Genomic DNA, 13,628 nt, shown 5'->3' with positions numbered 1-13,628 from the left:
AACGCAAATATAGAAGGAATAAAGTATGAGTAAAGTGAACGAAATTACCAGAGAATCATGGATTTTAAATACATTTCCTGAATGGGGAACATGGCTTAATGAAGAAATAGAAACGACCGAGGTTAAACCAAATACATTTACCATGTGGTGGCTTGCTTGTACTGGAATTTGGTTAAAATCTGCAGGTAATACAAATATTTCTGTCGATTTTTGGTGTGGTACAGGTAAAAAAACTCACGCAAATCCATTCATGAATAAACAACATCAAATGATGCGAATGGGAGGAGTAAGAGAATTACAACCTAATTTAAGGACTAGCCCATTTGTCCTCGATCCTTTTGCAATAAAAGAGATTGATGCAGTTATGGCAACCCATGACCATGCCGATCATATTGATGTTAATGTTGCCGCGGCAGTCATTCAAAATTGTTCACCGAAAGTAAAATTCATCGGCCCTAAAGCCTGTGTTGAGCTATGGAAAAGCTGGGGAGTTCCAGAGGATCGTTGTATTGTTGCTAAGGTAGGAGAAACCATTGAAGTTGGTGATATCACAATTCGCGTATTAGACTCTTTTGATAGAACGTCATTAGTAACCTTACCTATAGGTGTATCATCCACTGACAAATCAATATTAGATAGTATGGATGATCGCGCTGTAAATTACCTATTCGAGACTTCTGGTGGTTCACTTTATCATTCTGGGGATTCACACTATTCTAATTATTATGCGAAACATGGTAATGATCACAAAATTGATGTTGCACTGCTATCTTATGGAGAAAACCCTAGGGGGGTGACGGATAAAATGACATCTTCTGACATTTTACGAGCAGCAGAATCATTAAAAACGGAAGTCGTAATACCTTTCCATCATGATATTTGGGCAAATTTCCAAAGTGACCCTCGTGAAATAGAAGTACTTTGGCGAATGAAAAAAGATCGTCTTGAATATGAATTTACACCGTTCTTTTGGCAAGTTGGTGGGAAATATACATATCCAACTGATAAGCATAAAATGAACTATCAACATTATCGCGGATTCAGAGATATTTTTACAGATGAACCTGAGCTGCCATACCGTTCATTTTTATAATTAAAAAGCTAACTAATGTGGACTAGAACAACTTTCTATGTCCACTTTTTTATTGTTTTTTTCTATTTTGTTATATCCTAGTAAGAAAAGAGATTTCAACAAAAACAATAATTACTAATATTCTAAACTATAAGCAATTTATCAATAAGAACAAGATTAAGCATTGATATATTTTTGCCGTTCCGGAAGCCAACAATTAACAAGTTGTTTAGCGCACTCTGGAGACTCGCTTAAGATAAGATATGATGCTTTTTGCACCTCGCTAATTAAATGCTGATCACGGATTAAATCAACGATCTTAAAATTCGCTTCCCCCATTTGCCTAGTCCCTAAAATTTCACCACTACCTCTAATTTCAAGATCTTTTTGGGCAATCACAAAACCATCATTGCTTTCACGCATTACTTTCATGCGAGCCTGAGCAATTCTACTTAATGGAGCTTGATACATTAACACACAATGTGAAATTGCACTGCCTCGTCCTACTCTACCTCGTAATTGATGTAGTTGAGCAAGTCCTAAACGTTCAGCATTTTCAATGATCATTAAGCTCGCATTGGGCACATCGACCCCAACTTCAATAACCGTTGTCGCAACTAAAAGTTGAACCTCTCCCGCTTTGAAAGCCTGCATAACAGATTGCTTTTCATCAGATTTCATTTTGCCATGGACAAGTGCTATATTTAAGTGTGGTAACCTTTCTTTCAATTCCTCAACTAACATTTCAGCCGCTTGAGCATCCAGAGTTTCTGATTCTTCTACTAAAGTACAAACCCAATAAACCTGACGATGACTTAAACAAGCTTGATTAACCTTGTCGATAATTTCTTCTCGACGGGAATTAGGAATAACAACAGTGGTAACAGGGGTTCGTCCTGGAGGTAATTCATCAATTATTGAGACATCCAAATCTGCATAAACTGTCATTGCCAACGTTCTTGGTATTGGTGTTGCTGTCATGATTAATTGATGTGGATGTATGGCATTTTTAATACCCTTTTCCCACAAACTTAACCGTTGATTCACGCCAAATCGATGTTGTTCATCAATAATAACCAGCCCCAAATTGGAAAATTCAACTTTATCAACAAACACCGCATGGGTACCAACTAACATCGTTATTTCACCTTGCTTTAAAGCCTCATATCGCTGCTGTTTATTTTTAGCTGTTAATCGACCAGATAGCCAATCTACAGTAATACCTAATGGTTCAAACCATTGTTTAAAATTATTAAAATGTTGCTCTGCCAATATTTCGGTTGGCGCCATTAAAACAACTTGATGACCATTCTCTATCGCATTTAAGGCTGCCATAGCTGCCACTAAAGTTTTACCTGAGCCTACATCTCCTTGCACTAGTCGCATCATTGGAATATGTTTTGTCATATCTTGGTAGATATCTTGTACAACTCTTTGTTGAGCATGCGTTGGATTAAATGGTAATGAAGCTAGAAAAGGCAGAATCAATCGCTGATTACTGTGCATTGAATAAGCACGTTGCTTTTGATTATCTCTTTTAATCATTAACATGCTTAAATGATAGGCAAGTAACTCTTCAAATACAAAACGTTTTATAGCTGGGTGTTCACCGACTAATAACTGATCAATATCAGTCGTAATAGAAGGATTATGAATGATATTTAATGCATCTAAAATAGGTAAATAATTTTGACTTAATGAATCAGGTAATATTTCATTTGGTAAATTGTTTTTCAGTAAAATTAATGCCGATTTTATCATTTTACGGATTACATTTTGTGTCAATCCATATGTAGAAGGATAAATAGGTGTAAATCGCTCTTCATTTAAATCGCTTAGCGAAGCTTGTTCAGCTTTATTCGCTTTGATCTTAAATTGCGGATGAATAATTTCTAAATTAGTTTTACCGCTTTTTATTTCACCATATGCACTTATCCATTTTCCTACTATCATCGACGCTTTCATACCTGCATTAAAATGCATAAAACGTAAAATAGCGATTCCAGAATCATCTTGAATATAACATAACAGCATTTGACGACGCTTAAAAATAATCTCTGTTTTAATTATGCAACCTTCAATAGTGGTATATTCGCCAACTGTAGCATCACCGATAGCGCAAGAAGAACTTCGATCTTCATAACGGAGAGGAAAATGTAATAGCAGATCTTGAATGGTTTTAATGCCTAGTGCATGGAATTTACTTTCTAAACTAGCACCAATACCAGCTAATTTGATTAGTGGTATATGGTTTAGTAAACGATCAGACATGATAATTAATTAATATTACGCATCACACTCACTACATCTTGTTGTAGTGATAACTTTCTAATTAAATCATTTAATTGTTGTGAGTTTTTAACTTCAAGCTGCAAAATAATTGTATAAATTTGCCTATCTTTTTCTTCGGTATTCAACCACTGAATGTGAGCTTTTTCGTCATTAATAATCGAAAGAATATGACCTAAAGTGCCTTGACTGTTAATAATATCTATCCAAATCTCAGCAACAAATAGTTGTTCGATATTTGGTGCCCACTTAAGTGCAATATATTTTTCTGGGTTATTTTGATAACCACTAATATTGCGACATGATTCATGATGAACGGTTAAACCTTTTTCAGGGCTAACATGGCCAACAATCGGATCATTAGGAATAGGATGACAACATTTTGAAAAGGTCACTAAAACGCCTTCACTACCGGTAATAACTAGGGTTTTATTGGTATCAGATTGATTAGATAAAAGCGCTTTATGTTCTAAACCTTTAACAATAAAATGGGACATGATGTTACCAAGACCAATTTCGGCTAATACATCATCGAAGCATGTTAACTTGGTTAACTCAACAATACGATCTTTCTGTTTGAGTGTTAACGATTCAATACCACCTGATTTAATTAACGCTAAATTAAGTAGACGACGCCCTAACTCAATTGCATCTTCTCTTTTTAACGTTTTTAGTGCTTGGCGAATACGAGATCGTGCTTTAGCACTAACGACAAAATTTAGCCAGCTAGCATTAGGACGACTTTCTGGCGAAGTTATAATTTCGACAGTTTGGCCATTACTTAAAGGTTGAGAAAGCGGATAAGGTTTACGATCAACTAACGCACCAATACATTGGAAACCAATATCAGAATGCACTGCATAAGCTAAATCAACTGCTGTTGAGCCTTCAGGTAATTGGACGATACGACCTTTTGGAGTAAAAACATAAATCTCTTTTGGAAAAAGGTCTGATTTAACATTTTCAATAAATTCAAATGAATTACCAACACTTTGCTGAAGTTCTAGCAAACTTTGCATCCAGCGTTGGGCTTTAATCTGAGTGGTGGTATTGTTTAACTCATCATTTTCATTATAAATCCAATGCGCAGCAACGCCCATTTCCGCCATTTGTTCCATGTCTTCAGTTCGTATTTGAACCTCTACCGGGGTACCATGCGGACCAATTAATGATGAATGCAATGATTGGTAACCATTAGCTTTAGGAATAGCAATATAATCTTTAAAACGATTCAGACGTGGCTTATATAAATTATGCACTAAACCAAGTGCACGATAACAAGCATCAACATCTTCCACTACAATTCGGAAAATATAAATATCCATAATTGAATGAAAATGTTGTTCACGCAGTTGCATCTTCTGATAAATCGCATAGATATTCTTTTCAAGCGCTTCTACTTGAGCATCAATACCTGCATCTGCTAGACGACCTCGTATTTCAGTGAGAATTTGCTGAATCAGTTCTTTTCTGGTTCCTCGAGCAATTTTAACCACTTTTTTAAGAACCTTAGCTCGATTAGGATGCATAGCAGTAAAACCAAGTATTTCAAGCTCAGTTTTAATATGATGAATGCCTAAACGATGAGCCAATGGCGCATAAATCTCTAAAGTTTCTTTAGCAATACGGCGACGTTTATCTGGTCTTAAAGCACCAAGAGTACGCATGTTATGCGTTCTATCAGCTAATTTAATTAAAATTACTCGCACATCTTCGGTCATGGCTAAAACCATTTTCCGAAAATTTTCAGCTTGAGCTTCTTGTCGATTTCTAAATTTTAACTTATCAAGTTTTGAAACCCCTTCCACTAAAACTGCAACATGCTTACCAAATTTCTGCGTAATATCTTGGAAGGTTACCGGTGTATCTTCGATAGTATCATGCAAAAGTGCAGCGATGATGGTTTCATAATCTAGCCGCATATCAGCTAAAATGGCTGCAACAGCAACTGGATGGGTTACATATGGTTCACCGCTACATCGGAATTGCCCTTCATGTGCTTGCTTAGCAAAGAGATATGCAGCTTGGATCAATTCAACTTGCTTGACAGGAAGATAAGATGCAACTACCTCTTTTAAGCTTTCAAAATATTGCATGGGCAATTCTCAGCAATGTTTATTCGTATGAAGGAGTATTTTCTAAAAGTACCGTTTCATGAAGGGCTGTACGCACTTCTGATTCTTCATCTTGACGAGCTTGGAATTCAGCAGTATCAAGAATTTGTTTATTGACAAGTCCATCTTCAATTTCGCGTAAAGCAACCACAGTTTCTTTATCGTTTTCTTCTGGAATTAGTGGCGATTTATTTTCGACTTGTAATTGACGAGCACGTCTTGCGGCAACTAAAACGAGATCAAAGCGATTACCAATTTTTTCTACTGCATCTTGGACAGTTACACGAGCCATTTTTACCTCTAATATTTTAACTTATATGCTTCAATTGAAAGATCCGCTATTCTACTTAATTTTGTAGCGAATTGTCCATAACTAATATTACTATGTTATGCAAAATTCACTATTTTAGATAAATTAAAATAATAAATATCTATTCCATTACCTCTAGCCAAACATTAGCACCTATTATAGGCATATCTAAAAGGTAACGTCGTAAGCCATCCAACGCAATTGCTGCCAAAACTTGTTGCTGCGTTCTTTTGCTTTGACTTCGACCAATATACTTTAAGTTGAAATGCAATACTTTTTTTAATGTTGCAATAATTAAAGTAAATTGACTATTCTTTTCTTGAAAATTGATAATACCGATCGCAATATTAGCACCATGTTCTTTTAATAATTTTGTGAAATAACTGCTCGGATCATCCAATAATAAAGGTACAATCTCTGATTTTATGACAGGCGCATCAGCTTCGAGCAATTGATAACTAATAATCCCCGCTGATTGCTGTTCAATAATAACGACAGATTGATTTTTATCGTGCAATAATTTTGATACCACATGAGCCAATCCTGACTCATCTGATTCATTTAATACACCTTCATAAAGCAAATTAGCATTAACAATCGATTTAATTTGTTGCCATAGCTTATCCATTTCATTTTTTTGGCTTTCAGGACCCGTTAATTTTAATTCAATAATAGGCATTGCAGCACGATAACCTATCGTGATATTTTCTGGAATCTCGAGTATAGCGTCAATTTCTTGTGCTAAATCGCTTTCAGTTCGGCCCATTGTTGTTAATCGATAACAAAGTTGGCTCTCAGTCAGTGGATAGTTGAACTTGATCTCGGGGAGAATCTCATTTTGAATCATTTGTTTAAATTCAGAAGGTACACCAGGAGTAAAGAATAATAGACAATTATTCAGCTTCATTTTAAAACCGCATGCGGTACCAATAGGATTATCAATTAACGTCGCACTTTGAGGTAACATGGCTTGTTTAATATTACTTGCAGGCATCGCCCTACCACGATTAAGAAAATAACGCTCAAGTGACTTAAGCCATTCTTCGTGTAAAACTAACGATTCATTATTAGCCAGTGCGGCTGCTTGAGCACTAAGATCATCACTAGTCGGCCCTAATCCACCATTGACAATTAAAATGTCATTTTGCAAACTACGCTCTTGCAAAGTATCAATCAGCGTTGATAAATTATCCCCTACTGTATGACGAGAAGTAATGATAATACCTTCTTGAAACAGAAAATCAGATAACCATGCAGCATTAGTATCAATAATTTGACCATATAAAACTTCATCACCGGTACTAAGCATTTCAATTTTAATACGATCTTTGATGTTAGCCATAATTACCCTTAGTTAATTAAAAATGATTATTCAATGTTTAGTTAATAACTTCTTCATCCTCTTTACTATCCATATGCTCCTTACTTTGCACTAATCGCACAGCAAAATAGAGGTCATAAGCAAATTCGATATAATCACTATCTAATTTAAGATTCATCTGTTTAAACCAATTTTTTAATGTTTTGCGTCGACCAGCCAAAATTAGCACAACATTTCTAACTTTTAATGAATTTACCAATTCATCAATACCCGTCAACACACTAACATCTTTATAAGTAAAACAAGGTATCGCATCGACAATGACATAATTGATCGGATCAGCAGAATCATCAATATAATTGATGATTCTACGCTTAAAATAGGCAATATTAAAATAAGTAAGTGGCGAATTAAATCGATAAATCATAGTATTACTCAATGGTTTGACATCTGAACCAATTGAATGAATTCGACCACCATCATCAACACCTAATAGTTGATCATTCGGTCTAAAAACACGACGTAAAAATAAAAATAATCCTAATAAAACCGCCAGCGCCATCCCCGGAATAATACCAATAACTAAAACTGAAATAAGTGTAGTTAAACTTAAATAGAATGCATCGCGATCAAATTTAAAAAACCGAATAATGGTTTGAAAATTAATAAGTGACAACGAAGAATAGATGAGAATCACGCCTAATACGCAGGTAGGAATGTATTGTAATGGAGATAAAAAGAACAACACTACAAAACCAATTAAAACAGCTGCTATGATTGACACTAATTGGGTTTTACCGCCATTAGCATCATTAACAGCTGTTCGAGATGAAGTACCACTAACAACAAATCCTTGGGATAACCCAGCAACTATGTTGGCCATACCCAATGCTTTAAATTCCACATCGGCATTGGTTTCATAATTATTTTTAGAAGCAAAACTACGTACCGTTATCATCATACTAACAAAACAGATAACGGCAATATTAAGAGAAGGAACGACTAGATTTCGCATTAAGCCTTTATCAAAATCTAACCATGATTCTGCTGGAATGAAATCACTGGTCACGCTACCAATAATCCGAACGTTATATTGTTCAAAATTAAACAGCCATGAAAAAAAAGTCATAATAATGACCGCAAACAGTGGTGCCGGATAACGTGGTTTAAATTTTTTTAAAGCAACCAATATTACTAAAGTAAAAAATGATACTAACGCAGTTAATATATGAATTTGTGATATCTTTAAAGGAAAATAAACAATCCGCTCAATCAAATAAGAGTAGTCATACTGAAATCCCAATGTTTTGGCGAGCTGATCAACCATAATCGTAATTGATATACCATTTAAAAGACCAATTAAAATCGGTTGGCTTAATAAATCAGCTAAAGCCCCTAGGTGAAGTTTACCGGCAATTAGACACCAAATACCAATCATAATGGTTAATAATACAACTAATTGCCAACGTAAAACGGGATCATTAGCAGCTAAAGGGAAAACTACAGCGGCTACAACTGCACAAGTTGCTGTATCTGGCCCAACGATTAATTGTTTAGAAGAACCAAATAGTGCATACACAATCAGTGGCAAGATGGTCGAATATAAGCCAGCAATTGCTCCCACGCCAGTCAGTTCAGCATATGCTATTGAAACTGGTAACGAAACCGCAGCTACTGACAATCCAGCTTTAATATCAAAATTGAGATATTCTCGCTTATAATGCAATAAACTCATCAGCCCAGGCATCCAAAAAATGATTTTTTGGAATAATGCACTATTAGTAAACTTTCCCATGTTTAATTACTTTCCTGCTATACTCATTTTCTCAATCAATATTGAACCACATTGTATATTACTTCTTGTTTCAATATCATTACCTATCGCTACAATATTCTGATATATTTCTTTAAGATTACCGGCAACGGTAATTTCATTAATTGGATATTGGATTTTACCATTTTCAACCCAAAAACCTGTAGCTCCACGCGAATAATCACCGGTCACATTGTTAACACCTTGTCCCATTAATGACGTAATAACAACGCCTTTATCTAGTTTTCTTAACATTGCAGTGAAATCAGCATCAGTTTGGCTTGGTGAGACTAACCAATTATGTATACCACCTGCATGTCCAGTAGATTTCAAACCCAGTTTTTTGGCTGAATAATTACTTAATAAATAAGTTTGCAAAATACCTTGTTCAATAATATTGCGCTTAACAGTTCTCGTCCCTTCACTGTCAAATGGTGAAGAACCTACTCCTCTTAAAATATATGGGTCTTCCAAAATTGTCAGCCAAGCGGGAAAAATTGCTTTTCCTACACTATCCAACAAAAAAGAAGACTTTCGGTAAATCGAACCACCACTAATTGCAGCAACTAAATGCCTTATTAAACCCACGGCTACTTCAGAACAAAAAAGGACAGGTACTTGCATGGTTGGAATTTGTTTAGCACCTAAATGGGCAACAGCTTTCTCAGCAGCTTGTTTTCCTACCCAAACAGGTGATTGCAGCTCATTAATCTCCCGAGACGAAGTATAGGCATAATTACGCTCCATTTGCCCATTTTGCTCAGCAATCACCGAGCAAGAAAGTGAATGCGAACTGGCACAGTAGCCTTGTAACATTCCTAAACTATTACCATAGACATAAACACCATAACGGCTATTAAAATAACCACCATCACAACTTATTAATGAAGACTCAGTAAGCGCTGTTAGTTCCGTCTGTTTAGCTTGTTCTATTGCATTATCAACATTTAAATCACTTGGATGAAAAAGATCTAAATCGGGAATATCAAATGCCATTAACTCTCGATCGCCCAAACCAGAACATGGGTCAGGTGAAGTATATTGCATAATATTGATAGCCATATCCACTGTTTGGCTGATCGCCTGTGGTGACAAGTCACTAGTAGATGCGCTACCCTTACGTTGATTTTGATAAACGGTTATACCTAATGCACCATCACTATTAAATTCAACATTTTCAGTATCACCTTCTCTAGTACTGACACTAATACCAGTAGATTGATTAATCGACACCTCTACTGAATCGACCCGAGCTTGTGCTTGTTTGATAGCATCGGCAACAATAGCGGATAGATGTTGTTGTTGGCTTATCGCATCTTTTTTAATTTGTTCAATACTCATTTTATTATTTTCTACAATTCTGCTAGTGATACGTTATAATATGCCAGAATTTAATTTTAGTTAACAAAAGAAATAGCATGAATAACAATCAAGAGCCAAATCTAGAACCCGACTTCAATATAAATCAAGAAGATGATGAAATTATTTACGTTAGTAAAAGTGAAATCAAAAGAGATGCCGAGGTGCTTAAAAAATTAGGTGTCGAACTTGTCAATTTAAGCAAAAATGAAATAAGTAAAATCCCACTTGATGAAGACTTATTATATTCTATTGAATTAGCTAAAAAAATAAAAAAAGAAGGCTATCGTCGACAAATTCAATACATAGGTAAATTACTTAGAAATCGTGATATTGAACCGATTACACAGGCATTGGATAAACTCAAAAATCGCCATAATCAGCAAGTTGCCATGTTTCACCGATTAGAGAAACTACGTGATGAATTGATCGAAACTGGCGATGCTGAATCAATTATGGAGTTATTTCCTACCGCAGATAGACAGCAATTACGCACACTTGCGCGTTCAGCTAAAAAAGAGCTAGCTGCAAATAAACCACCAAAAACAGCCAGACAAATTTTTCAATATTTAAAAGAATTGTGCGAAACAGAGTAAGTTTTTATAATGTTCGCTTTATATTTATGATTAAATACTACTAACTAATAAAAGATAGAGGATACAAAAATGGGACTATTAAACGTACCAGCCGGTAAAGAATTACCAGATGACATCTATGTTGTGATTGAAATCCCAGCGAATGCTGACCCGATTAAATATGAGGTCGATAAAGATACAGGCGCAGTATTTGTTGATAGATTTATGGCAACTGCAATGTTTTATCCATGTAATTACGGTTATATTAATCACACTTTATCACTTGATGGAGATCCAGTTGACGTATTAGTTCCAACTCCATACCCATTACAACCAGGTTCTGTAATTCGTTGTCGTCCAGTTGGTGTTTTGAAAATGACTGATGAAGCAGGTTCTGATGCTAAATTAGTTGCAGTACCGCATACTAAACTATCAAAAGAATATGACCATATTAAAGATGTAGACGATTTACCTGAATTATTAAAATCACAAATCAAACACTTCTTTGAACAATACAAAGCACTAGAAAAAGGTAAATGGGTAAAAGTTGATGGTTGGGATAATGCTGAAGCCGCTCGTAAAGAAATAATTGAATCTTTTGAAAGAGCCAAACAGAAGTAATCCTACCTAAATTATTCAAAAAAGTAATCATTTCTACTGAGTCATAAGAAAAATTTTTTATGATTCAGTTTTTAAACTTTTTTTTACTTTCGAAATAACTTCAATAACTTAGCACCACTACAATTTGTCATTTATCAAATTACACTATTTAATATAAAAATTTTATATAAAACCGCGCACTAAGATGAAAAAATTGTCATTAACATCTTGCTTTCGATTTTAAATTGTGAGGTAATAGTAACGGGCTAACAACAAGAAGCATTTTTATGAAAACGATTAACTTTCTAATTTAGTTCCAGACTAGTTAGATTAGTTTATGAGTGGGTATATTAATGTTTAGTTAATGCCTAAACTGCCGATAAGGCAAATTATTAATTATTGTTAGGATGTCTAGTAAATGAATAAAAAAACAGGCCAAGTAAAATGGTTCAACGAAAGTAAAGGTTTCGGTTTTATCACTCCAGCCGATGGCAGCAAAGATGTATTCGTACATTTTTCTGCAATCTCTGGTGATGGCTTTAAAACCTTAGCTGAAGGACAACAAGTCGAATTTGCTATCCAAGATAGCCCTCGTGGACCAGCAGCGGCTGAAGTAGTTGTTATCTAATTAAACTTTAATTAAATAATAAAAACAAAACGCCTATTTCTCGAAATAGGCGTTTTTTTATTAAGGCAGAATATAATTTCCCTTTCTAGAATTAAAAAAAGCGACACAAGGTCGCTTTTTTGCAATTACAACTACTTCTAATTATTTAGCAACAACTGCAATTAAGTCTAATACTTTGTTTGAGTAACCAACTTCGTTATCATACCAAGAAACTAATTTAACAAAGTTGTCACTTAATTGGATGCCAGCTTTAGCATCAAATACAGAAGTACAAACTTCACCTAAGAAATCTGTAGACACAACGTCATCTTCAGTATAACCAAGAACACCTTTCATTGGACCTTCTGCTGCAGCTTTGATAGCTTTACAGATGTCTTCGTATTTAGCTGGTTTTTCTAAACGTGCAGTTAAGTCAACAACAGAAACGTCAGGAGTTGGAACACGGAAAGCCATACCAGTTAATTTACCATTTAATTCAGGGATAACTTTACCTACAGCTTTAGCTGCACCAGTTGATGATGGGATGATGTTTTGAGCAGCACCACGACCACCACGCCAATCTTTGTGAGATGGACCGTCAACTGTTTTTTGAGTTGCTGTAGTTGCGTGAACAGTAGTCATTAACGCTTCAACGATACCGAAGTTATCATTAACTACTTTAGCTAAAGGCGCTAAACAGTTAGTAGTACAAGAAGCATTAGAAACGATATCTTGACCTGCATATTCTTTATCATTAACACCCATAACAAACATTGGAGTATTGTCTTTAGATGGGCCAGTTAAAACAACTTTTTTAGCACCAGCTTGGATGTGTTTACGAGCCGTTTCATCAGTTAAGAATAAACCAGTTGCTTCAGCTACAACATCAACACCTACTTCATTCCATTTTAAGTTCGCAGGATCTCTTTCAGCAGTAACGCGGATTGTTTTACCGTTAACGATTAATTTACCGTCTTTAACTTCAACAGTACCGTCAAAACGACCGTGAGTTGAATCATATTTAAGCATATAAGCCATATAATCAACGTCTAATAAATCATTGATAGCAACGATTTCGATGTCAGAGCGTTTTTGAGCAGCACGGAAAACAATACGACCGATACGGCCAAAACCATTAATACCTACTTTGATTGTCATAACAATTACCTTCTTTTTGTTTTAAATGATAAAAATAACTTGCAGTAAACTACCAAATTTTGGGGGCTTATTCAAGACCATTACACATAATTAGGCACGAATTAATCAAATAGTTTTTAACCATAAAAGAAATTACAAACAATATTAAATAAAATCAAATAATTAATGTAATAAAAAATTTTGCTCTCAGCATAAAAATAACCACTGCATTAAGTAAAAATAATTCGTTATAATAAGTTGGATTATAAGAATGATACCGCTTCAAATTCAGTAACAATTTCATAGCGAAGATTTTATCGACCATAAACCTAATATATATTATTCTAGCAATAATTTATGCTAGCTTAGCTTAGTTACAAAATTTTACTATCATAAGCCATTTGGCTGTCTGACTATGAGATTCTGCGATA

11 protein-coding genes are annotated in these 13,628 nt (G+C 35.0%); 4 read left to right on the top strand and 7 right to left on the bottom strand.

Annotated elements, in window-relative coordinates:
- Positions 1–25 precede the first annotated feature (25 nt).
- Complete coding sequence (ulaG, locus tag AC5LWZ_RS05030) at positions 26–1,093, top strand: L-ascorbate 6-phosphate lactonase (RefSeq protein ID WP_493464085.1); 1,068 nt, start codon at positions 26–28, stop codon at positions 1,091–1,093.
- Positions 1,094–1,249: 156 nt separating this feature from the next.
- Here ulaG and recG read toward each other — a convergent pair whose 3' ends face one another.
- The 6 genes from recG to pmbA all read right to left on the bottom strand — a co-directional run bounded on the left by recG (position 1,250) and on the right by pmbA (position 10,260).
- Positions 1,250–3,343 (bottom strand): ATP-dependent DNA helicase RecG, encoded by a 2,094-nt coding sequence (recG, locus tag AC5LWZ_RS05025; RefSeq protein ID WP_294892338.1) that lies wholly within the window; start codon positions 3,341–3,343, stop codon positions 1,250–1,252.
- 5 nt (positions 3,344–3,348) lie between these two features.
- A complete protein-coding gene (spoT, locus tag AC5LWZ_RS05020) occupies positions 3,349–5,457 on the bottom strand; it encodes a bifunctional GTP diphosphokinase/guanosine-3',5'-bis pyrophosphate 3'-pyrophosphohydrolase (RefSeq protein WP_493464084.1) in 2,109 nt (702 codons plus the stop codon).
- A gap of 19 nt (positions 5,458–5,476) precedes the next feature.
- Complete coding sequence (rpoZ, locus tag AC5LWZ_RS05015; RefSeq protein ID WP_034903119.1) at positions 5,477–5,767, bottom strand: DNA-directed RNA polymerase subunit omega; 291 nt, start codon at positions 5,765–5,767, stop codon at positions 5,477–5,479.
- 139 nt (positions 5,768–5,906) lie between these two features.
- Positions 5,907–7,127: a CinA family nicotinamide mononucleotide deamidase-related protein gene (locus tag AC5LWZ_RS05010; RefSeq protein WP_493464083.1), complete on the bottom strand. Its 1,221-nt coding sequence runs from the start codon at positions 7,125–7,127 to the stop codon at positions 5,907–5,909.
- 37 nt (positions 7,128–7,164) lie between these two features.
- Positions 7,165–8,901, bottom strand: a complete 1,737-nt coding sequence (locus AC5LWZ_RS05005; RefSeq protein ID WP_198199255.1) for a SulP family inorganic anion transporter — start codon at positions 8,899–8,901, stop codon at positions 7,165–7,167.
- A gap of 6 nt (positions 8,902–8,907) precedes the next feature.
- A complete protein-coding gene (gene pmbA, locus AC5LWZ_RS05000; protein ID WP_493464082.1) occupies positions 8,908–10,260 on the bottom strand; it encodes a metalloprotease PmbA in 1,353 nt (450 codons plus the stop codon).
- A 77-nt stretch (positions 10,261–10,337) separates the two neighbouring features.
- On the opposite strand from pmbA, the gene yjgA reads away from it, so the two are divergent.
- The 3 genes from yjgA (at position 10,338) to cspE (ending at position 12,081) form a co-directional block, all read left to right on the top strand.
- Positions 10,338–10,874, top strand: coding sequence for a ribosome biogenesis factor YjgA (gene yjgA, locus AC5LWZ_RS04995; RefSeq protein ID WP_493464081.1), 537 nt, complete (start codon positions 10,338–10,340; stop codon positions 10,872–10,874).
- Positions 10,875–10,943: 69 nt separating this feature from the next.
- Entirely contained in the window at positions 10,944–11,474 is a 531-nt protein-coding gene (ppa, locus tag AC5LWZ_RS04990; RefSeq protein WP_065578025.1) for an inorganic diphosphatase, read from the top strand.
- Between the two features lie 397 nt (positions 11,475–11,871).
- On the top strand, positions 11,872–12,081 hold the full coding sequence (gene cspE / locus AC5LWZ_RS04985; protein ID WP_025315032.1) for a transcription antiterminator/RNA stability regulator CspE: 210 nt from the start codon (positions 11,872–11,874) through the stop codon (positions 12,079–12,081).
- Between the two features lie 141 nt (positions 12,082–12,222).
- Here the strand turns inward: cspE and gapA are convergent, their stop codons facing one another.
- On the bottom strand, positions 12,223–13,218 hold the full coding sequence (gapA, locus tag AC5LWZ_RS04980; RefSeq protein WP_086363477.1) for a glyceraldehyde-3-phosphate dehydrogenase: 996 nt from the start codon (positions 13,216–13,218) through the stop codon (positions 12,223–12,225).
- Positions 13,219–13,628: the final 410 nt, after the last annotated feature.

The organism is Gilliamella sp. LMG 34362, assembly GCF_984569125.1.
Note: the sequence above shows the minus strand (reverse complement) of the source record. Positions and strands in the feature narration are given on the sequence as shown.

Excerpts from the sequence above, each read along its gene's own strand:
- ulaG (WP_493464085.1), top strand. The coding sequence starts at position 26 with ATGAGTAAAGTGAACGAAATTACCAGAGAATCATGGATTTTAAATACA.
- recG (WP_294892338.1), bottom strand. The coding sequence starts at position 3,343 with ATGTCTGATCGTTTACTAAACCATATACCACTAATCAAATTAGCTGGT.
- spoT (WP_493464084.1), bottom strand. The coding sequence starts at position 5,457 with ATGCAATATTTTGAAAGCTTAAAAGAGGTAGTTGCATCTTATCTTCCT.
- rpoZ (WP_034903119.1), bottom strand. The coding sequence starts at position 5,767 with ATGGCTCGTGTAACTGTCCAAGATGCAGTAGAAAAAATTGGTAATCGC.
- AC5LWZ_RS05010 (WP_493464083.1), bottom strand. The coding sequence starts at position 7,127 with ATGGCTAACATCAAAGATCGTATTAAAATTGAAATGCTTAGTACCGGT.
- AC5LWZ_RS05005 (WP_198199255.1), bottom strand. The coding sequence starts at position 8,901 with ATGGGAAAGTTTACTAATAGTGCATTATTCCAAAAAATCATTTTTTGG.
- pmbA (WP_493464082.1), bottom strand. The coding sequence starts at position 10,260 with ATGAGTATTGAACAAATTAAAAAAGATGCGATAAGCCAACAACAACAT.
- yjgA (WP_493464081.1), top strand. The coding sequence starts at position 10,338 with ATGAATAACAATCAAGAGCCAAATCTAGAACCCGACTTCAATATAAAT.
- ppa (WP_065578025.1), top strand. The coding sequence starts at position 10,944 with ATGGGACTATTAAACGTACCAGCCGGTAAAGAATTACCAGATGACATC.
- cspE (WP_025315032.1), top strand. The coding sequence starts at position 11,872 with ATGAATAAAAAAACAGGCCAAGTAAAATGGTTCAACGAAAGTAAAGGT.
- gapA (WP_086363477.1), bottom strand. The coding sequence starts at position 13,218 with ATGACAATCAAAGTAGGTATTAATGGTTTTGGCCGTATCGGTCGTATT.